21 protein-coding genes are annotated in these 19,433 nt (G+C 68.0%); 11 read left to right on the top strand and 10 right to left on the bottom strand.

Features of this window, described 5'->3' with window-relative positions; translation table 11 throughout:
• Positions 1 to 357: 357 nt before the first annotated feature.
• Positions 358 to 1,788 carry a YjiH family protein gene (locus GT355_RS04795; RefSeq protein ID WP_160133565.1) on the top strand — a complete coding sequence of 477 codons (1,431 nt, stop codon included), beginning with the start codon at positions 358 to 360 and terminating at the stop codon, positions 1,786 to 1,788.
• Here GT355_RS04795 and GT355_RS04790 read toward each other — a convergent pair.
• Positions 1,785 to 2,438: a helix-turn-helix domain-containing protein gene (locus GT355_RS04790; RefSeq protein WP_160133564.1), complete on the bottom strand. Its 654-nt coding sequence runs from the start codon at positions 2,436 to 2,438 to the stop codon at positions 1,785 to 1,787. The genes GT355_RS04795 and GT355_RS04790 overlap by 4 nt on opposite strands.
• 111 nt (positions 2,439 to 2,549) lie before the next feature.
• Here GT355_RS04790 and hutU point away from each other — a divergent pair, with 111 nt between their 5' ends.
• From hutU to hutH, 4 genes are read left to right on the top strand one after another with little or no spacing between them, the layout of a single operon-like run.
• On the top strand, positions 2,550 to 4,286 hold the full coding sequence (gene hutU, locus GT355_RS04785) for a urocanate hydratase (RefSeq protein WP_160133563.1): 1,737 nt from the start codon (positions 2,550 to 2,552) through the stop codon (positions 4,284 to 4,286).
• Positions 4,283 to 5,203 carry a formimidoylglutamase gene (gene hutG, locus GT355_RS04780; RefSeq protein ID WP_160133562.1) on the top strand — a complete coding sequence of 307 codons (921 nt, stop codon included), beginning with the start codon at positions 4,283 to 4,285 and terminating at the stop codon, positions 5,201 to 5,203. The genes hutU and hutG overlap by 4 nt, the downstream gene beginning before the upstream one ends.
• On the top strand, positions 5,200 to 6,432 hold the full coding sequence (hutI, locus tag GT355_RS04775) for an imidazolonepropionase (RefSeq protein WP_160133561.1): 1,233 nt from the start codon (positions 5,200 to 5,202) through the stop codon (positions 6,430 to 6,432). Before hutG ends, hutI begins: the two co-directional genes overlap by 4 nt.
• Positions 6,429 to 8,009, top strand: coding sequence for a histidine ammonia-lyase (hutH, locus tag GT355_RS04770; RefSeq protein WP_160133560.1), 1,581 nt, complete (start codon positions 6,429 to 6,431; stop codon positions 8,007 to 8,009). The genes hutI and hutH overlap by 4 nt, the downstream gene beginning before the upstream one ends.
• A gap of 55 nt (positions 8,010 to 8,064) precedes the next feature.
• Here hutH and GT355_RS04765 read toward each other — a convergent pair whose 3' ends face one another.
• From GT355_RS04765 to GT355_RS04735, 7 genes are all read right to left on the bottom strand, one after another.
• Positions 8,065 to 9,036 carry an NAD(P)-dependent oxidoreductase gene (locus GT355_RS04765; protein ID WP_160133559.1) on the bottom strand — a complete coding sequence of 324 codons (972 nt, stop codon included), beginning with the start codon at positions 9,034 to 9,036 and terminating at the stop codon, positions 8,065 to 8,067.
• Positions 9,037 to 9,214: 178 nt separating this feature from the next.
• Positions 9,215 to 9,739, bottom strand: coding sequence for a DUF8215 family protein (locus GT355_RS04760; RefSeq protein WP_160133558.1), 525 nt, complete (start codon positions 9,737 to 9,739; stop codon positions 9,215 to 9,217).
• A gap of 57 nt (positions 9,740 to 9,796) precedes the next feature.
• Positions 9,797 to 10,201 carry a helix-turn-helix domain-containing protein gene (locus tag GT355_RS04755; protein WP_120074717.1) on the bottom strand — a complete coding sequence of 135 codons (405 nt, stop codon included), beginning with the start codon at positions 10,199 to 10,201 and terminating at the stop codon, positions 9,797 to 9,799.
• Positions 10,202 to 10,300: 99 nt separating this feature from the next.
• Positions 10,301 to 11,008, bottom strand: coding sequence for a DUF2270 domain-containing protein (locus GT355_RS04750; protein ID WP_160133557.1), 708 nt, complete (start codon positions 11,006 to 11,008; stop codon positions 10,301 to 10,303).
• 86 nt (positions 11,009 to 11,094) lie between these two features.
• Positions 11,095 to 11,562 carry a DUF6691 family protein gene (locus GT355_RS04745; protein ID WP_160133556.1) on the bottom strand — a complete coding sequence of 156 codons (468 nt, stop codon included), beginning with the start codon at positions 11,560 to 11,562 and terminating at the stop codon, positions 11,095 to 11,097.
• A complete protein-coding gene (locus GT355_RS04740; RefSeq protein ID WP_160133555.1) occupies positions 11,559 to 12,065 on the bottom strand; it encodes a YeeE/YedE family protein in 507 nt (168 codons plus the stop codon). Before GT355_RS04740 ends, GT355_RS04745 begins: the two co-directional genes overlap by 4 nt.
• 3 nt (positions 12,066 to 12,068) lie before the next feature.
• On the bottom strand, positions 12,069 to 13,256 hold the full coding sequence (locus GT355_RS04735; protein ID WP_160133554.1) for an MBL fold metallo-hydrolase: 1,188 nt from the start codon (positions 13,254 to 13,256) through the stop codon (positions 12,069 to 12,071).
• A 204-nt stretch (positions 13,257 to 13,460) separates the two neighbouring features.
• On the opposite strand from GT355_RS04735, the gene GT355_RS04730 reads away from it, so the two are divergent.
• From GT355_RS04730 to GT355_RS04705, 6 genes are all read left to right on the top strand, one after another.
• Complete coding sequence (locus GT355_RS04730; RefSeq protein WP_160133553.1) at positions 13,461 to 13,706, top strand: sulfurtransferase TusA family protein; 246 nt, start codon at positions 13,461 to 13,463, stop codon at positions 13,704 to 13,706.
• 19 nt (positions 13,707 to 13,725) lie between these two features.
• Positions 13,726 to 14,292 carry a DsrE/DsrF/DrsH-like family protein gene (locus GT355_RS04725; RefSeq protein WP_160133552.1) on the top strand — a complete coding sequence of 189 codons (567 nt, stop codon included), beginning with the start codon at positions 13,726 to 13,728 and terminating at the stop codon, positions 14,290 to 14,292.
• Between the two features lie 82 nt (positions 14,293 to 14,374).
• Positions 14,375 to 14,812 carry a DUF302 domain-containing protein gene (locus GT355_RS04720; protein ID WP_160133551.1) on the top strand — a complete coding sequence of 146 codons (438 nt, stop codon included), beginning with the start codon at positions 14,375 to 14,377 and terminating at the stop codon, positions 14,810 to 14,812.
• A gap of 139 nt (positions 14,813 to 14,951) precedes the next feature.
• Entirely contained in the window at positions 14,952 to 16,103 is a 1,152-nt protein-coding gene (locus tag GT355_RS04715) for an MBL fold metallo-hydrolase (RefSeq protein WP_160133550.1), read from the top strand.
• A gap of 94 nt (positions 16,104 to 16,197) precedes the next feature.
• The gene (locus GT355_RS04710) at positions 16,198 to 16,836 is read left to right on the top strand and encodes an NAD(P)-dependent oxidoreductase (protein WP_160133997.1); all 639 of its coding nucleotides are present in this window, start codon (positions 16,198 to 16,200) and stop codon (positions 16,834 to 16,836) included.
• Between the two features lie 69 nt (positions 16,837 to 16,905).
• Positions 16,906 to 17,394 carry a DUF6653 family protein gene (locus GT355_RS04705; protein ID WP_160133549.1) on the top strand — a complete coding sequence of 163 codons (489 nt, stop codon included), beginning with the start codon at positions 16,906 to 16,908 and terminating at the stop codon, positions 17,392 to 17,394.
• 117 nt (positions 17,395 to 17,511) lie between these two features.
• Here the strand turns inward: GT355_RS04705 and GT355_RS04700 are convergent, their stop codons facing one another.
• Together GT355_RS04700 and GT355_RS04695 are read right to left on the bottom strand one after the other, a co-directional pair.
• Positions 17,512 to 17,970, bottom strand: coding sequence for a universal stress protein (locus tag GT355_RS04700; RefSeq protein WP_160133548.1), 459 nt, complete (start codon positions 17,968 to 17,970; stop codon positions 17,512 to 17,514).
• A 55-nt stretch (positions 17,971 to 18,025) separates the two neighbouring features.
• The gene (locus GT355_RS04695; protein ID WP_160133547.1) at positions 18,026 to 19,255 is read right to left on the bottom strand and encodes a putative manganese transporter; all 1,230 of its coding nucleotides are present in this window, start codon (positions 19,253 to 19,255) and stop codon (positions 18,026 to 18,028) included.
• Positions 19,256 to 19,433 lie beyond the last annotated feature (178 nt).

Raw genomic sequence — 19,433 nt, 5'->3', positions numbered from 1 at the left:
GTGCGAGCCCGAACACGAGAGCAGCGAACCCGATCGAACACTCCGCGGGGTCGTACTCGGAGTAGATCGCCGCTCCTCCGGAACGTCGAACCCGCCGATGACGGCCATGACCCGCCAATAGTCATCCCATCAAGTAGAAAGCGGACGCCGGTCAGGCCGATCACGGCCCACCGAGGGCCATCAGAACTCGAGAAGTATTGATCTTCTAAAATAAACGGCCTGCCGAGCGTTCGGTTCGTACTCGGCGGGATCGATCGAAGAGTTGGGACGGTTTCGGGGTGGACCGCTCGAACATATATAAACACCACCGCAAGCGGTGGGTACCGAACCAGGTGGTCCTCTTCCTTCTCTGTGTGCATGAGTACCGATACACAGGACAGGACATGGTCCATCGACGACGCACCGCCGACGCGAGGGATCGACGAGATCGACCTCAACGACTTCGAGACCGGACCGATACTCAAGTTCGTGGTCGCGTTCGCCATCGGCGCGGTCTTCTTCCTCGTTCCGGTGCCTTGGCAGGGTGAGGTCACCGTGCCCTTCGACATCGTCGTCAGTACGATCACCGCCACGTTCCCCGACGCGGTCGGGCTATATGCGCTAGCGGTCATCGTCGCTGGCGGCGCGCTGACGACCGCCGCCGAGCTCGACGCACGAGGAGTGCTTTCGCTCGACATCGACCTCTCGTACTTCGAGAGTTCGACCGCGTTCTGGGCGCTCCGGGTACTCGGGGCGCTCCTCGCACCGGTCATGTTCCTCAGGCTCGGCCCCGCATGGCTCTACACGTCGTCGACGGGCGAGTTCATGTGGGGAACGTTGATCTACAGCGTCGGCGTCATCATTCCGATCGGGGCGGTTTTCATCACCGTTTTCGTCGAACTCGGGGGGCTCGAGTTCGTCGGCACGCTCGCCCGACCGGTGATGAACCCACTGTTCAAATTCCCTGGTCGAGCCGCGCTCGACAGCCTCGCGTCGTGGGTCGGGTCGTACTCGGTCGGTCTCTACGTCACCCGGAACGTCTTCGATCGCGGCGGGTACGACAAGCGGGAGGTGTTCATCATCTCGACGTGTTTTTCGACCGTGAGTATCGGGTTCGTCGGCGTCGTGGCCGCCACGCTCGACATGCTTGCTCTGTTCCCCGTTATCTTCGTCGCGTACTTCGTCTGTGTCGTGGTCTGTGCCGTGATCCTCGTTCGGATACCACCGATCAGCCGCGTTCCGAAGGAGTACATCGCCGAACCCGACCCCGAAGTGCCGTTCGTCGGCTCCACACGCGACTATCTCCGGTTCGCGCTCAGCGAAGCGGTCGGGAAGGCGAGGGACGGCGAGACGTTCACAGGGGCGGCCTGGCGTGGGTTCGTCGATGGCCTCAAGCTCACGAGCCTCATCCTGGGGACCATCCTCACGGTCGGTCTCGCGGCGGTGTTGCTCTCGGCGTACACCCCGACGTTCGAGCTCCTCGGTGCGCCGCTCGTGCCCGTCATCGAACTCCTCAGGTTGCCGGACGCGGAGACCGTCGCGCCGGCGACCATCGTCGGCATTACCGAGATGTACGTCCCTGTATTGCTGGTCGAGGAGACCGCACGGATGGCGCGGTTTTTCGTCGCCGTGCTCGCGGTCTCCCAGCTGATATTCTTCTCGAGCGTCGGGCCGATGACGATGGACATGTTCAGCGACGTTCCGGTCCGGTTCCGAGACCTCGTCCTGTTGTTCGTCATGCGGACGGTCATCTTAGTTCCGCTCGTCGCCGGCATGACCCACCTCCTCAATGCGCTCGGCGTGCTCTAGGCGCACACGTACTCGATCATCGCCGCGACCAGCTTGTTCTCCGCACGCCGGAGGTGTTCCTCGGCGGTCCGTCGCTCGACACCGACCGCGTCGGCGATGGCGGCCGTCGTGGTCTCCCGCGGGATCTCGTAGTACCCGAAGTCGTAGGCGATCGCGAGGGTCTCGCGCTGACGTGCCGAGAGGTCGGGGAGAACGCCGTCGAGGGTGAGCAGCGGCGCGTCGTGGGTGACCGTCTCGATCTCGCGCGTTCGCTCGACCGAGACCGAGAACCCCGCCGCGAGGAGGTCGCGGTAGCACGCCGTGAGGTTGGCCGGGTCGAGCGCGAGCACGCGACAGGACTTCGCACCGCGAGCGTAGCGCAGGGGCGGCAGGAGCAGACAGTCGTGACGGGCGAGGTAGGTCTCGATGAGGTCGCCCTCGTGGCGCTGCAGGCAGTCGGCGGTGATGAGGACCAGTTCGTCCGGTCGCTGGAGGCGCTCCTGCACGCCGACCGCCTCGCGAACGTGGGCGAGTATCTCGTCGCTCGCGCCGCCGGTGACGTGGAGGAGGTCGCAGTGGTCGTTACACCAGAGCTCGACGCGCGCATCCGTGCCGGCGGTCGCCGCGGCGTACGCTCCATCCCCCTCGATGCGGAAGGTCGCCTCGTGCATACCGCACGAAGCGCCCACGTCGCATAAACGTCTACCGCGCGGTGGAGGTGATAAACGGTCCTCCATGAGGAGGGGTCATCGTCTCGTGACTCGTTCACGTACCGGTAGTCGATGAGCCGACAAGGATCCGTCCCGGCCGACGGTGGGGTGGGTGAGCCGTCCGAGCGGTGGCGTGCGTATCGGGGCGCGCCCACCGGTACCGATATCGAGTGTGAGGGGTGGCGACAGGAGGCCGCCCTCCGAATGCTCAACAACAACCTCGACCCCGAGGTGGCCGAGAAGCCCGAGGACCTCGTGGTCTACGGGGGAACCGGCCGCGCGGCCCGGAGCTGGGACGCCTACGACGCTATCCTCGACGAACTCCGTGAGCTGGGCGACGAGGAGACCCTCCTCGTCCAGTCGGGCAAACCCGTCGGTCGATTCCGAACGCACGAACGTGCACCCCGCGTCCTCATCGCGAACTCGAACCTGGTCGGGAAGTGGGACACCTGGGAGCAGTTCCACGAACTCGAGGCCGAGGGCAAGATCATGTACGGCCAGATGACCGCCGGCTCGTGGGCGTACATCGGCACCCAGGGGATCGTGCAGGGCACCTACGAGACCCTCGCCGAACTCGGTCGTCAGGAGTACGGAGGCGACCTCGGGGGGAAGATCGTCGCCACCGGCGGTCTCGGCGGGATGAGCGGTGCACAGCCCCTCGCGGTGACGATGAACCGCGGCGTCTGTCTCGTCGCCGAGGTCGACGCCCGTCGTATCGAACGCCGGCTCGAAACGGACTACCTGATGGAACGTGCGGCGAGCCTCGACGAGGCGCTCGACGCCGCGACGGCGGCGGCGGAGGCGGCCGAACCCTACAGCGTCGCCGTCGAGATGAACGTCGCTGACATGCTCGAGACGATGGTCGAGCGCGAGTTCGTCCCCGACATCGTGACCGACCAGACGAGCGCTCACGACGAGCTCGAAGGCTACTATCCGAGCGGCTACACGGTCGACGAAGCCGACGAACTCCGCGACTCCGACCCCGAACGCTACGTCGAGGCGAGCCTCGACACGATGGAACGCCACGTCGATGCGATCCTCGAACTCCAGGATCGGGGCGCGGTCGCGTTCGAGTACGGCAACAACCTCCGTGGTCAGGTCGAGGAACACCGCGACCACGGGAACGCGTTCGACTTCCCCGGGTTCGTACCGGCGTACATCCGTCCGATGTTCTGTCGCGGTCGCGGGCCGTTCCGCTGGGCGGCGCTGTCGGGCGACCCCGCCGACATCCGCCGCACGGACGAGGCCGTCACGGAGCTGTTCCCCGGGAACGACTCGCTCACCCGCTGGATCGAGCTCGCACAGGAGCACGTCTCGTTCCAAGGACTCCCCTCGCGGGTCTGCTGGCTCGGCTACGAAACGGACGAGAGCGGCATCACCGAGCGCGCACGCTTCGCGCTTCGCATCAACGAACTGGTCGCCGAGGGCGAGATCTCGGCCCCGGTCGTCGTCACACGCGACCACCTCGACGCGGGCAGCGTCGCCAGCCCCCACCGCGAGACCGAGGCGATGCGCGACGGCACCGACGCGGTCGCCGACTGGCCCATCCTCAACGCGCTGCTCAACTGCGCCGCGGGCGCGGACATCGTGAGCGTCCACGACGGCGGCGGTGTCGGCATCGGCAACGCGCTCCACACGAACAACCACGTCGTGCTCGACGGCACCCAGCTCGCCGCCGAGAAAGCCCGTCGCGTCTTCACGACCGACCCCGGCATGGGCGTTGTCCGCCACGCCGACGCGGGCTACGAGGACGCACTCGACGAGGCCGACCGCTCCGACGTGGCCGTACCGATGCGGGACCGAGGATGAGCTTGCGCGACCCACCAGTGTGGAACGGGCCCTCCGGCGACCCGAACGACGTGCAGTTCGGGGACGTCGTCGAACCGATATCCTCCGACGATGCCGACGGATTCGACGCCGTTCTCGTCGGCGAACCGTACGACGGCGCAGTGATCGGTCGTCGTGGTGCGCGCGAGGGACCGGCGGCGCTCCGCGACGCGCTCGCCGGGGTCAAGACCCATCATTTCGGTGCGGGAGCCGTCGGTTCGGTCGGCGACTGTGGCGACGTCGACGTTCCGGACGGCGACGTCGGTCGGGTGCAGGAGGCGGTTCTCGAACGAACGCGCGATCTACACGCCAGCGACGCGCTGCCGGTCTTCCTCGGTGGCGACAATTCCCTCACGTATCCGAACGCGGCCCCGCTCCTCCCGGCGTCGCTCGGCGTCATCAACTTCGACGCCCATCTCGACTGCCGCGAGCTGCGGGGAGGCCCGACGAGCGGGACGCCCTATCGGCAGCTCCACGAGGCGGGGCTCGACGCCTACGCCTGCGTCGGCGCACGGCACTTCGAGACCTCGACGACGTACGCCGAGTACGTCGCCGAGCGGGGTGGGACGGTCGTCACGAGCGAGGCGGTCGGTGTCGACCCCGAGAACGCCGCCGAACGCGCGCTCGACGCGATGGGGGCCGTGGCGGCGGTCTACGTCAGCGTCGACCTCGACGTGCTCGACGTGACGGCCGCACCGGGTGTGAGCGCGCCCACTCCCGGCGGGGTCATGTCACGCGAGCTGTTCGAGATGCTGCGGACGGTCGCGGCCGACGACCGCGTGGCGGGTTTCGAGGTCGTCGAGTGTGCACCGCCGCTCGACACCGACGGCCGAACCGCCGCCGCGGGCGCACGAGCGATCGCGCACTTTCTCAGCGGCGACGACGGAGGTCGACCATGATCGAACTCACGACGGTGGTCCACGACGCGAGCGAGGTCGTCGTCGGACCCGGCGCGGACGCGCCGCTCGAACGGTACGAGAACGCCGCCATCGCCGTCGTCGACGGTCGGGTGGCCGCGGTCGGGCCGAGCGAGGCGGTCACCGACGAGTATCCGCCGGAGAACGCCAACCACGCCGTCGACGCGACCGGGAGGAGCGTGATTCCGGGGTTCGTCGACGCCCACACGCACGGCCTGTTCGCGGGCGACCGCTCGGACGAGTTCGCGGCGAAACTCGGTGGCGAACGGTACCAGGCGATCCTCGCCGACGGTGGTGGTATCCTCCGAACCGTCCGCGCCGTCCGCGAGGCGAGCGACGACGAGATCCTCGCGAACCTGCTGACCCACCTCGATACGATGCTTGCCCACGGCACGACGACCGTCGAGGTCAAATCCGGCTACGGCCTCGACACCGAGACCGAACTCCGGATGCTCGACGTGATCCGCCGGGCCGACGAACGCCACCCGATCGACGTCGTACCGACGTTCATGGGTGCCCACGCCGTTCCGACGGACACCGACGCCGAGACGTACACCGACAGGGTGGTCGACGAGCAGCTCCCCGCGGTCGCCGACCAGGGGGTCGCCGAGTTCTGCGACGTCTTCTGCGAGGAGGACGTCTTCTCGGTCGCCCAGTCACGCCGCGTGCTCGAAGCCGGGATGGGGCGGGGGCTCACACCGAAGGTCCACGCCGAGGAGTTCGTCCGGCTCGGCGGCGCGCGGCTCGCGGCCGAGCTGGGTGCGGCGAGCGCCGACCACCTCCTCCACGCGAACGGCGACGACCGCGCGGCGCTCGCCGAGGCGGGTGTCACGCCCGTGCTCCTCCCCGGGACGGCCTTCTCGCTCGGCGCGGAGTACGCGAACGCGCGGGGTTTTCTCGACGACGGCGGAGCGGTCGCGGTGGCGACCGACTTCAACCCGAACTGTCACTCACAGAGTATGGGCTTCGCCATCGCGCTCGCCTGTGTCGGGATGGGAATGACACCCGCCGAAGCGCTGGTCGCCGGCACACACGGCGGGGCTCGTGCCCTCGATCGGACGGGTGAGACGGGGACGCTTCGGGAGGGGCTGCCCGCGGACATCGCGGTCGTCGACGGGCCCTCACACGTCCACGTCCCGTACAACTTCGGCGTGAACACGGTAGAGACGGTGCTCAAGTCCGGCGAGCCCGTCGACGGAGGCCGGCGATGAGCGGGGCGGAACCGGTCGTCCTCGACGGCGGATCGCTCACGCCCGAGGCGGTGGCCGCGGTCGCCCGTCGTGGTCGGACGGTGGCTATCGCCGACCCCGCACGCGAGGCGGTCCGGGAGTCCAGGGCGCGGGTCGAGGAGGTGCTCGAAAGCGGCGAGGCGGTCTACGGATTGAACACCGGGTTCGGTCAGCTCGTGACCGAACGCGTTCCCGAGAGCGAGCGCGGGCGGCTCCAGACCAACCTCGTCAGGAGCCACGCCTCGGGCGTCGGGCGCGAACTCGACCGGGAGGAGGTGCGCGCGATGATGGTCACGCGGATCAACGCGCTCGTGAAAGGCTACTCGGGGATCCGCGAGGTCGTCCTCGACCACTTCGTGGCGATGCTCAACCGGGGCGTTCACCCGGTCGTCAGGTCCCGCGGCAGCCTCGGCGCGAGCGGTGACCTCGCGCCGCTGGCCCACCAGGCGCTCGTGTTGCTCGGCGAGGGCGAGGCCGAGGTCGACGGCGACCGGCTCGACGGGGCGGCGGCGCTCGCGCGGGCCGGTCTCGAACCCCTCTCGCTCGTGGCGAAGGAGGGGCTGGCGCTCATCAACGGCACCCAGCTCTCCGTCGGGCTGGGCGCGCTCTGTGTCGTCGACGCCGAGCGCGCGCTCGGGGGTGCGGACGTCGCCGGCGCGCTCACGACCGAGGTCACGATGGGGACGACCGCCGCCTGCGACCCGGCGATCCAGGACGTCCGCCCACACACGGGGCAGGCGACGAGCGCGCGTAACGTCCGGACCCTCACCGCCGGGTCGGCGATCGTCGAGTCACACCGCAACTGCGACCGCGTGCAGGACGCCTACTCGATCCGCTGTCTCCCGCAGGTCCACGGGGCGGCCCGCGACGCGGTCGCCCACCTCCGCGAGGCGGTCGAGACCGAACTCAACAGCGCGACCGACAACCCGCTGGTCTTCCCCGGCGGAGCGGTCGACGACCGGGCGAGCGGGACCGAGAACGTGAACGTGCTCTCGGGCGGGAACTTCCACGGCGCGCCGCTCGCGCTCCGGCTCGACTACGTCACCAACGCCCTCACCGACCTCGCGAGCATCGTCGAGCGCCGCGTCGACCGGCTGCTCAACCCGAACCTCCAGGAAGCGCACCTGCCACCGTTCCTGACACCGAACAGCGGCGTGCGCTCGGGCTACATGATCGCCCAGTACAGCGCCGCCGCGCTCGTCAACGAGAACCGCTCGCTCGGCTCGCCGTCGACGGACAACACGCCCGTGAGCGGTGGCCAGGAGGACCACGTGAGCATGAGCGCCCAAAGCGCGCTCAACGCCCGCACCGCCGTCGAGAACCTTCTCACGGTCGTGGGGATCGAACTGCTCTGTGGCGCACAGGCGATGGAGTTCGTCGACGACGGGCTCGCGCCCGGTGAGGGTACGGGGGTCGCCTACGAGACGGTTCGCGACGAGATAGCACCGCTCGACGACGACAGACCGCTTCACGCCGAGATCGAGACCGCGTCGGCGCTGGTAGCCACCGGGAAGCTCGAACGCGATATCGAGGCGGAGACGGACCGACGGGTCGTCTGACCGGTAGTGCAGCCGGCACTCCGGCCGGCACGTACGACTCACATCCGACGGGCGGTTACTCGTCGCGTGCCGGGTCGACGGCCATGTAGGCCGGGTCGACCGTCTCGCCGTTCAGGAGCGCCATCGTGTTCTCGGCGAGGGTGTCGATACCGTCGAGACGGTACTCGGTGGTCATCGCCGCGACGTGCGGGGTCGTGACGACGTTGTCGAGCCCGTGGAGCGGTGAGTCGGCGGGAAGCGGCTCGTCCTCGAAGACGTCCAGCCCGGCCCCGGCGAGGTCGCCCGCGCGGATGGCCTCGACGAGCGCGTCGGTCTCCACGAGCGGTCCGCGGCCGGTGTTGACGAGGAACGCCGACGATTTCATTGAACCCAGCGCCGCCTCGTCGATACAGCCACGTGTCTCGTCGGTGAGTTCGGCGGTCACACAGACGGCGTCGCTCTCGGTGAGGACGCGGTCGAGCGAGGTGAGTTCGGCCCCGACGAGCTCGCCGTCGATCGGACGGACGTAGGGGTCGTACGCGAGCAGTGTGGGTCGAAATCCGGAGAGGAGGGCTGCGACGCGCCGGCCCACGTTGCCGAACCCCACCAACCCCACGGTCTTCCGGGAGAGCTGCGTCCCGAAGGGGGCGTCGCCGCGCCAGCCACCCGCCCGGAGGAGGTCCTGGGTCTGGCCGATCCGGCGGGCGACCGCGAGCAGGAGCGCGACGGTGTGTTCGGCGACCGAGAGCGCGTTCAGCCCCGGCGTGTGCGTGACCGGGATCCCGAGCCGCTTGGCCGCCGCGAGGTCGACGTTGTCGATACCGGTGCCGATCTTCGCGACCACGTCGAGCGACGTGGCTTCGAGCACCCGTTCCGAGAGCGTGAGTCGGGAGGTGGTGAAGACGGCGTCCATCCCGTCGAGCGCCTCGATCAGCGCGTCCTCGTCCGCAGGTTCGCCCACCGTGAGGTCGAACTCGCCGTCGAGGTCCGCGGCCAGTCGGTCGACGGGCTGGACGTCTCGGTCGACGAAGGCGGAGCGCGTGGCCATGTGAGGGAGTACCGTCTGAGGGCTTATCGGCTTTCGTTCGTGAACGGACCCCAGTGCCGGGCCGACGGCCTCGGTTCGGCGAGCACGGTGTGGCTCCGCACTGAGTCGATGCCCCCGGCCCCGTGACGGTTGTTCTGTGCGTGCTCGCGTGGCGTTCGGAACGGCGACTTCCGGCGTGCTACGGGTTCCACTCGGCGAGCCATCCCTCGAAGGATTCCGTGACGCGTGGGAAGGCTGCGAGACCACCGCCGGCGACCAGGAGCGCCGCGACGACGGCCAGTGCCGGCTGTTCGAGGGCGGTGCCCACGGCCCCGGCGAGGAACCCACCCAGCACGATCGTCAGGCTGTAGTACGGAACGCGGAACAGGAGGAGCGACGGTCTGGCCGGCACCCACCCGTCGTAACCGACGCCGGGTGTCGGGAGCAGGCCGCTGCGGAGCGCCGCTACCCCGAGTACCATCGCGACCCACGTCGCGAGCGCCGCGAGTTTGAGGTCGGTGATACCGAACGGCTGGCCCTGGTACATCAAGAACCACAGCGCCGGCAGCCCCGGGATGGAGACCTCGGCGAACGCCGCGACCACGTCGTCGAGGAACCGCCCGTAGGCGTTCTTCTCGGTCATCTGCGGGCCGTTCAGCCCCCACGTCCATCGCCGGTCGCTGCGGGTCTCCGGGTCGTCGACGGCTTTCGGCGGCGAACTCATAACGTGAAACATCACAGCCGCTGAATATAATTATTCCGGGCGACGGGTCGGGCTCGGTCAGCTCTCGGCCGCTGCCGTCGGTCCGTCGGTCGTCTCGTACTTCGTCCGGAACTCCCCGATGAGCTGGCCCATTTTCGCGTACCAGTCGTTCAACATCCGCTGCATCTCGTCGGCCGCGACGTCGGGGTCGGCGGGGCGGAAGACGTGGTAGTAGCCGCCCTGGTCGTAGTTGACCTGCTCCTTCTGGACGAAGCCGGCCTTTCGAAGCCGCTGGAGCGACCGGTACGCCGTCGAGCGCTCCCGGTCGACCGCCTCGGCGATCTCGTCGATCGTCAGGGGTGCCTCGTGGTCGATCACGACCTCGAAGCACTCGCGGTCGAGTTCGGTGAGCCCGTAGATACATTCGAGCAGGCCCTCACAGTCCATATCCGCCCGGAGGTACTCGGCCATCGAATCTGGCATTGGTCTACGTTCCCTACCGGAAGAGCGGGTATAGGCGTTGTGCATACCCTGCACGACTGTACGGAGCGGTCACGTGAGTCGGGCTCGGTCGAGGGCTACTCACTCGACGTCGCTCCAGACGTCGACGTCCGTGAGTCTGAGTTCGCCGTTGGCCTTCCACGTTCGTGGCCGGCAGGCGACCGCCGTCGCGCCGACGAAGAACGCCGCGACGAGACCGCTCACCACGACGCCGGGAACGGCCCCGACCGCGGCGCTCGCCGGCCAGCGAGCCGCGCCGTCGAACGCGGTGATCCGCACGAGCCAGGCGACCAGGAGGACGGTCAGGAGCGGGAGGTAGACCCGCCGGAGCCGATGGGCGAGCGCCTCCTCGAAGGTGATCTTGATCTTCGGTCGGCGGTAGTCCTCGCTCAGCTCCCGTCGCCACGCGGCGTCCTCGACACCGGTGGTCGGGTCCAGCGCGTTCGCGAAGACGTTCTCCTGGAGGAGTCGGACGCGCGAGCGCCAGAGGTCGTAGCCACGATAGCGCCGGGCCTCGATCACCAGGAACACCGTGAGCATCGCCATCCCGATGAGGATGACGAAGTGGGGGGTGTCGCCCGTGAACGCCCACGTCGAGATCGCGGCGAGTATCGTGACCGCCCAGTTGGTGGTCCGGTCGAGGCGCTCGCGCCAGAACTTCATCCGGTGGATCTCGCCGCGATAGAGGTGCGCCATCGACGACCCGGGCCCCATCCCCTCCTCGAACATGCCACGGCCGATGTCGCGTTCGACCTCGCCGCACGGGTCGAAGACGTCGTCCTCGCTCATTCGTGCCCCTCCGCCGATGGGTGCACGCTGTCGCCGCGCCGTTCCTGTGTCGTGTCCGTTTTCATCGTGGTTCGAATCGGTCGAGGTCAGTCGCTCGGTGCGGTGGTTCGGTCGGGATCCGCTCGATGCGCCCGCCAGTAGCCCTGCGCGTACGCGCCGACGAACATCCCGACGAGCCCGATCAGGATCGGGTAGTTCCCGATCCCGAGGCTGGCGTAGGCCGAGCCGGGACAGAGCCCCGAGAGCCCCCACCCGACCCCGAAGACGGCACCGCCGACGAGGACGCTCCGGTCGAAGGGCTTCCGTCGCTTCCCGTACGGCGCGCCGGTGACCGGCGCGCGGTCGAGGAACCGCGTCGCGAACGCGATCGCGACCGCCGTGACGCCCGCCGCCCCGCCCATCACGAACACGAGGCCGAGGTCCTGCAGTTGCAGGAAGTCGAGCACGACCTCCGGGCGAGCCATCTCGCTGTAGGCGAGCCCGAAGCCGAAGAGCAGCCCGCCGAGGGCGACCAGCGGCACGAACAGCGGATGGCGGCCCGCTGATTCGGTCACGGCGTCACCCCGAGGGCCTGCATCGCCAGCGCGACGCCGATCGCGACGGACATGAACGTCGCGACGCTCGCGAGCGAGGTCTTCGAGCGCGACGCGAGCCCGTTGATGCCGTGGCCGGACGTACAGCCCTTCCCGATCCGGGTGCCGGCCCCGACGAGGACGCCGCCGACCAGCAGCCGCCACGCCTGGACGTCGGTCGTCCAGCCACCCCCACCGAGGAGGAGCGCGTAGACGGCCGCGCCGGCGACCATGCTCAGCGTGAAGACGACTCGCCAGTCGCGCGAGGCGAGGTAGGTCGCCCGGTTGAACCGGGGGAGCGCCGAGACGTACGACAGCGTCGACTCGAAGAACGTGCTCGCGCCCGGCGCGATCGCCGTTCCGAGGTAGATGGTCGAGACCCCCAGCCCGATCAGCACGCCGCCGACGGCGTACTGACCGATACCGCGCGGGAAGAGCCCCGCGAGCGACACCTCGGCGAGGAGCTGGAGAACGTATCCGGTCATCGTTCAGTCGCCCGTCAGTGCGTCCTGGCTCGCCGCACAGTTGTTCGGCCCCTGTTCGAGTTCGAACGCCTCCCGGTCGTCCGCGTCGCGCTCGCCGAGGTTGATCGCGACGATCGTCTCGTGGTTGCTCGGCCGCGGCGGCATGTCCGACCGGACGAACGCCACGAACGCTTCCCTCTCCATCGAGAGCGCCGCCATCCAGGCTTCGAGGTCGCCGAGCCGCGCGACGTGGGCTCCATCGACGGTCTCGGCGTTCCCGCTGAAGTGCCCCGGCGCGACGACGGTGTCCGCGGGGAGCGGGAGGATCGTGTCCCGCAGCGTCTCGTGGAGGTCGGCCGCGGCCTCGGCCGCACCCTCGGCACCCGCTTCGAGGTCGGGGCGGGCGACGCTCTCAGTGAAGAGGCTGTCGCCGGTGAAGAGGACGTCACCGACGCGGTAGGCGGTCATCCCCGTCGTGTGGCCCGGTGCGTGGATGGCCTCGATCTCGGTCTCCCCGACGGAGACGGTCTCCCCGTCCTCGACCGTCGTGTAGGGCGTCTCGAAGTCGATACCGCGCTCGGCGGCGGCCTGGGGGACGACGGCTTCGGCGTCGTTTTCGGCCGCAACCCGACGAACGCCGCTCACGTGGTCGGCGTGGACGTGGGTGTCGAGCGCATGGGTGATCTCGGCTCCGAGCGCACGCGCGTCCTGTCGATACGTGTCGGTGAACGCCCGGAGCGGGTCGACCACGGCCGCCTCGTCGCCGCTGACGACGAGATAGGCGAGACAGCCGCTGGAGGGGCGCTGGTACTGGGCGACCGTGACGTCAGTACCCGTATCGAGTTCGTGGTACTCGTAGAGCTCCGCCCAGCCGTTCATGCCGCGGGCGAGGTGAGTGACCTCGTAGCCGCGTTCCCGGAGCGTTCCGGCGACGTACTCGCTCGAATCGCCCTTCGCACAGAGCACCGTCACTGGACGGTCGTCGGGGATCCCGTCGAGGCGCTCCTCGGGAACGTCGTCGAACAGGAACTCGAAGTAGGGGACGTTGTGCGTCGTGACGTTCGGGCCGTCGATGTGCCACGCCTCGAACGCGTCGGACGCACGGGTATCGAGGAGGAACACCTCCTCGCCGCGGTCGATCCGTTCCTTCAGTTCGTCCGGCTCGATCGATTCGACCTCGGCGTCGGGTTCGGGGACTGCGTCCTCGCTCATCGCCCCGACCTACTCGGCTCGGCCACATAAGCGTTCGTATAGAATAGTGATTTCTATACAATACGGTATCGCGATCTCGTGCGAAGAGCGACGCTGCACAACCGCTACCGTACGATACAGAGTGAGCGGAGAAATGGCTGTTCGTCTCTCTCGCAAGACTTTTGAACGGGGAGACAATGTTGTGGTGTAGAGGCAAGACAGCACATGAGCGAAGAACACGACGTGGCCGAGACGCTCGACGTACAGGGAGAGAACTGTCCCATGCCGGTCGTCAAGACCAAGCAGGCCGTCGACGGGCTGGGGGCGGACGAGGTCCTCGAAGTGCTCGCGACGGACGCCGGCAGTATGAGCGACATCAAGGGGTGGGCCGGTTCGACCGCCGACGTCGAACTGGTCGACCAAGTCGCGGAGGCGGACGTCTACCGACACTACGTCCGGAAAGTCGAATGACGCGGTTCGTGGGGCATCGATGAGTACCGACACGCCACCCTCGGAGGCCGACGTGGACCCCGCGGCCCTCGAAGCCCGCATCGAGGAGCTCGAATCGGAACTCGACGCGGTTCGAGCCCAGGAGGACGGCCAGCGGATGGTGATCATCGCCACGAAGGGCACCCTCGACATGGCGTATCCACCGCTGATACTCGCCTCGACGGCCGCGGCGTTCGGCTGGGATGTGACTGTGTTTCACACCTTCTGGGGGCTCGAACTCCTCCACGAGGACCACTCGAAGGCGCTCCAGTTGAGCTCGGTCGGGAATCCGAACCTGCCGATCCCGAACGCGGTGGCCGCCCTCCCCGGCATGGACCGGGCGACCTCGAAGTTCATGGCCAAACGCATCGCCGACAACGACGTCGCGAGCGTCGAGGAACTCGTTCGAACCGCCCTCGACAGCGGGGTCGACCTCCAGGCCTGCCAGATGACGATCGACCTCCTGGACTACGACGAGGACGACTTCTACGACGGGGTCGAGACCGGTGTTGGTGCGGCGAGCGCCTTCCAGCGCATGGCCGACTCCGAGATCCAGCTCCTGGTCTGAGTCGACCGACCTCCCGCCGAACCCGCCCTCGTGGGCGGGGACCCGAACGCTTTTCGCTATCAACACAATACTCTACACTACAGTGTTACCGATCGATCCCTCGCAGGTCGACCCGGCGGCCATCGGCACGAAACGAACGACCCTCGAGATGGGCCACGAGGAGGCCATCGAGCACGTTCGAGCCGTCTTCACCGACGCCGGGTTCGGTATCCCCGTCGAGTTCTCGCCGTCGGAGCTGCTCAACGAGAAGGTCGACGCCGACCGCGACCCCTACTACGTTCTCGGGGCCTGCAACCCGGCCGTCGCCGACCGCGCGCTCGACGCCTCGGCGAACCGACTCGGGGGGCTGTTCCCCTGCAACGTGGTCGTCTGGGAGGAAGAACCGAGGGTGCAGACCGTCTACCACGTGAGCATCATGCGGATCGCCCGGTTGGTCGGGATGGCCCCGGACGACGAGGCGATGGCCGGGATCATCGAGGACACCGGCGAACTCGCCGACGAAGCCTTCTCGAACCTCTGATCGGTGTATCGTCCACCACGAGCGGACGGGCGGAGAGGAGGGCGGAGGGTATCGCTTGGTACACTGGCATCGTCGGTGTACCGACGTCGCCGAGCGGCCGGTGGAAATGTTTAACCAACCCAATACCGTACATGGCTCTATGTTCGAGACGATCAGCGCCAGGGAGCTCGCCGACCGGCAGGACTCCGGCCGGGACGACTACGTGCTGGTCGATACCCGTCCCCAGGACAGCTACGAGGCGTGGCGCGTCGAGGGAGCCGAGAACGTTCCGTTCGGGCCGGCGGAGACGCTGAGCCGGGAACAGCGGGCCACGATCGAGCGCCTCGCTGACGGGCGGGAGGTCCTCGTCATCTGTGGAAAGGGGGCCACCTCGACGAGGCTCGCCACCGAACTGGACGCGAACGGGTTCGACGACGTGGCGGTCGTCGGCGGCGGGATGCGCGCGTGGAACGCGCTCTACGAGTCGGTCCCCGTCGAGACGACGCGGGACGACCTCGTCCTCGTCCAGTTCCAGCGCCGCGCGAAGGGCTGTCTCAGCTACCTCGTCGGTTCGAAGATCGACGGGACGGCCGTCGTCGTCGACCCGACCCGACACGTCGACCAGTACATCACGACCGCCGCCGCGGAGGGGCTCGCGATCACACGTGTTCTCGACACTCACGTCCACGCCGACCACATCTCCGGCGGACGGGAGCTCGCGGCGAAGCTCGACGTTCCCTATCACCTGAGCGAGCGCGCCGCCGAACGCGACGTCGAGGGCGAGTTCGAGCCGGTGGCCGACGGGGAGACGATAGCGGTCGGTGGGATCGATATCGAGGCCCTCCCCGCGCCCGGACACACGACGGAGATGCTGGCCTATCGGGTGGCCGACGAAGCCGTTCTCACCGGGGACAGCCTCTTCCTCGACTCGGTCGGGCGGACGGAGCTCGAGTTCGGCGACGACGGGGCCGAACACGGCGCGAGGATGCAGTACGAGACGCTTCACGAGACGTTGCTGGCGCTCCCGGACGGGTTGCTGGTGCTGCCGGGCCACGTCACGGTGAACGACGACGGCACCTACGCGAACGCCACGCCGGGAACGCTCGTCGGCGCGCCGTTGGCCGAGGTCGGATCCCGGCTCGATCTCGTGGAACTCGACGAGGACGCCTTCGTGAACCGACTGGTCGAGGACGTACCCGAGAAGCCCGACAACTACGAGGCGATCATCGGTCTCAATCTCGGGCGGGAGGACGTGGAGAGCGACCGCGACGCCACGATGCTCGAAACGGGGGCGAACAACTGCGCGGCCTGACCGCCACGGTCCGTTCGTTTCATTCAGTTACCTGAAGTCGCTATAGAAAGGTATACAGCGAATCAACGACAACAGGATTGTGAGACGGGACACCATGAACGTACTACTGCTCGGAGCAAGCGGGCGGATCGGGCATCGAACGGCGAGCGAGCTGTTGGACCGGGGACACACGGTCACCGGCGTCTCCCGAAGCGGGGAGGTGAGCGACGTCGAGAGCGAGGCCCTCACGGTCGTCGAGGGTGACGCGACGGACCCGGAAGCGGTCGCACGGCTCGTGGCGGGTCACGACGCGGTCGTCTCCACGCTCGGACCGAGCGGCGACGAATCACCGGAAATCCTCTCGGAGATGCTGCGTGCGGTCATCGAGGGAATGCGTCGCGGTGAGGTCGACCGCCTCGTCTGGACCGGCGGCGCGGGGATCCTCCACGTCGACCCCGAGACACGGCTCATCGAGACCGAGGCGTTCCCCGAGGAGTGGAAACCGGTCTCGCAGGCCGCGATCGACGCTTACGAGCTCTTGGAAGACGTCGACGACCTCCGCTGGACCTACCTCGCGCCCGCCGGGCTGATAGAGCCCGGCGAACGAACGGGGGAGTACCGGACGGCCGAAGGCGAGCTGGTCGTCGACGAGGACGGCGACAGCTACGTCTCCATGGAGGACTTCGCCGTCGCGCTCGTCGACCGGCTCGAAGCCGACGACGCGGTGCACACCCAGCTCGGTGTCGGCTACTGACCGCGGAACGATCGATCCGCTCCGGGAGTTGGCCCACCACTACTTACCCCTAGAGGGCGAATCGAACCCATGAAGACGACCTCCCGGGAGACGCTCGGCGATTTCTTCTGGAAGCGCCACGCCAACCCGAAGAGCGGCTGGTCGCGGACGGTCGTCCTCCCCCTCCTGGTGTACGCCGTCGGCGAGCGCCGGTGGCGGCTCGTCGTCGCGACCCTGGTCTTCGCGGTCGTCAACCCCGTTCTGTTCGCCCCGCCCGAGAACACCGAGGCCTGGATGACGAAGGTCGTGCTCGCCGAGCGGTACTGGCGAACCCACGACGCCGACGTCGGTTCCTTGAACGTTCTCAACCTGGTGAACGTCCCGGTGACGCTGTACGCGCTCGTCGCCGCCTACCGACGGGACACCGGCGGGGCGACCGTCGCGACCTCGCTGTCGATGACGCTCAAGTTCGCGTTCGTCGCCGGCCTCGTTCGACGCTTCGAGGACGACCTCCCCGAGTTGGACTTCCCACCGAACCCGGACCTCCCACCGATTCGGGAGGCCTCACGACGTCGATAGGGAGCGGAGGAGCGGGGAGTTCGTGCCGAACAGGAGTCAGCCGTTGCACCGACTGCCGCGACCGCCCGGTCTCGCACTGTCCCTTCCGGTCGCTCCGAACGTGTCGACACCCGTCGTTCAGTCGGCCCGTTCCGTGGCGTCGCTCACCGTCATCACCGGCACGTCAGCGTTGCCGGCCACTTTCTGCGTTACGCTGCCGAGGAGCCGACGCTCGATCTCCGGGTGGCCGTGTGTTCCCATGACGACGAGGTCGACGTCGTTCTCCGCGGCGTAGGCGAGGATGGCCGCCGCGGGCGTTCCTTCGAGGACCTCGGTTACGAGGTCGACGCCGGCGTCCGCAGCCGCGGTTTCGACCGCCTGAAGCGCCTGCTCGCTGGCCTTCCGACCGACCTCCCAGAGGGTGTCGTGGACCTCCGATTTGGAGACCGTCAACCAGCTCGTCGAGGTGTCGATGACGAAGACCGCGTGGACGGTCGCGTCGTACGTCTCGGCGAGGCCGACGGCGTGCCGAACCGCGTTCGTCGAGGGACCGCGCCCGTCCGTCGGAACGAGGATGTGTTCGTACCTGGGACTCATCGTTCCCCGTCCCTGGTTCGCGCTCCGATGTCCTGTCGGACGACGGGGACCGACGTCATCCTATCACCCCGAAACCGAACTGGGCGTACGGCCAGAAGTAGTGGACCGCGACGCCGACGATGGCGGCCGGTATCGTGGTGTAGATCGTCGCGATGATCGCGGCCTTCATGTCGATCGCCATGAGGGGGAAGAGCGCGTCGCCGTCCTGGCTGATCGCGTTCCCGACGAGCGCCGAGAAGGGGATCGCGCCCTCGGCGTAGAGCCCCGCGAACACGATCTGTGGTGCGCAACCGGGTATCAACCCCAGCGCCGCCCCGGCCAGCGGCGCGAGAACGCCCGCCGCCGCAGCGAGCGCGGCGATGTCGATCGAGAGCAGCGCCATGCCGTACTCGTAGATCAGGTAGGCACCGATCACCCAGACCGTGACCATGCTGGTCTCCATCGCGGCGTGCTGGAAGGTGTCGTAGGCGTCCGCGTACGTCTCCCGGATACGTCCCGCGTCGCCCTCGCCGATGAACCGACGGCCGAAGAAGTGGAGGTAGAACGAGAGGGTCGTGCCCACCAGACCGGCGACGGTGAACAGCCCGAAGAACGTGGGCCCGTACTCGAACGGCACCTCGGGCGCGCCGCGGGCGAGATACAGCACGCCGGCGGTGAGACCGGCGAGCGCCACCACCCACCAGACGACGTGGACGCCGTGGGTGAACTTCGCCATGAACCCCGAGGTGTTTCGCTCGTGGTCGTGGCCGCCGTCGTCCATCTCGAACCCCGCGACGCTCGGCCCGCCAGCGGCGACGCTCGTGGTCGCGAACCCACCGTCGGTCATCGGCCGACTGATCCGCTCGACGGCACGGTCGACGCGTCCGACCCCGAGGCCCCAGAAGTCGATCGCGTAGCCGAACAACACGCCCGAGACGAACGCCAGCACGTACGCGTAGAGCGCAGCTTCGGGGGCGAGCGCGAGGATCACGAACGCCGAGTCCCCGGCGGTCGCGGCGAGCGTCGCCACGACCGTCCCGAAGCTGATCGTCCCACGGATGTACAGCGGCATCGCGATGATGGCACCGCCGCAACCGGGGGTGAGCCCCAACAGGCCACCCGCGAGCGGCTGGAGGTGTTCGTTGTTCTCCAGGAACTGAACCATCCGTCCGCCCGTTCTGTACTGGAGATAGCCGAAGACCAGGACGGTGACCGCGACGAAAGCCGAAACCTGGACGAAGCCGTCACGCACGGAGCCGAGGAGGATGTCGATCGCGCCCTGTGCGGTGAGGTCCAGGGGGATCATCGGTCCGCAGGTCCCGAGTTTTCGTCCGGGTGGATGGAACGGAGGAGGGCGTTTCCATCCGAACGTCGATCGTCGTTCATGCTTGCCCGGAGGTGAGATGGCGAACGGTATAATTCTTTTCCACCAATCAAATTGTTAGCTTCGTCTAATCCTCCCCGCGTGACTCAGAGATAGCGGC

This window comes from Halococcus salsus (genome assembly GCF_009900715.1).
Lineage (GTDB): Archaea > Halobacteriota > Halobacteria > Halobacteriales > Halococcaceae > Halococcus > Halococcus salsus.
Note: the sequence above shows the minus strand (reverse complement) of the source record. Positions and strands in the feature narration are given on the sequence as shown.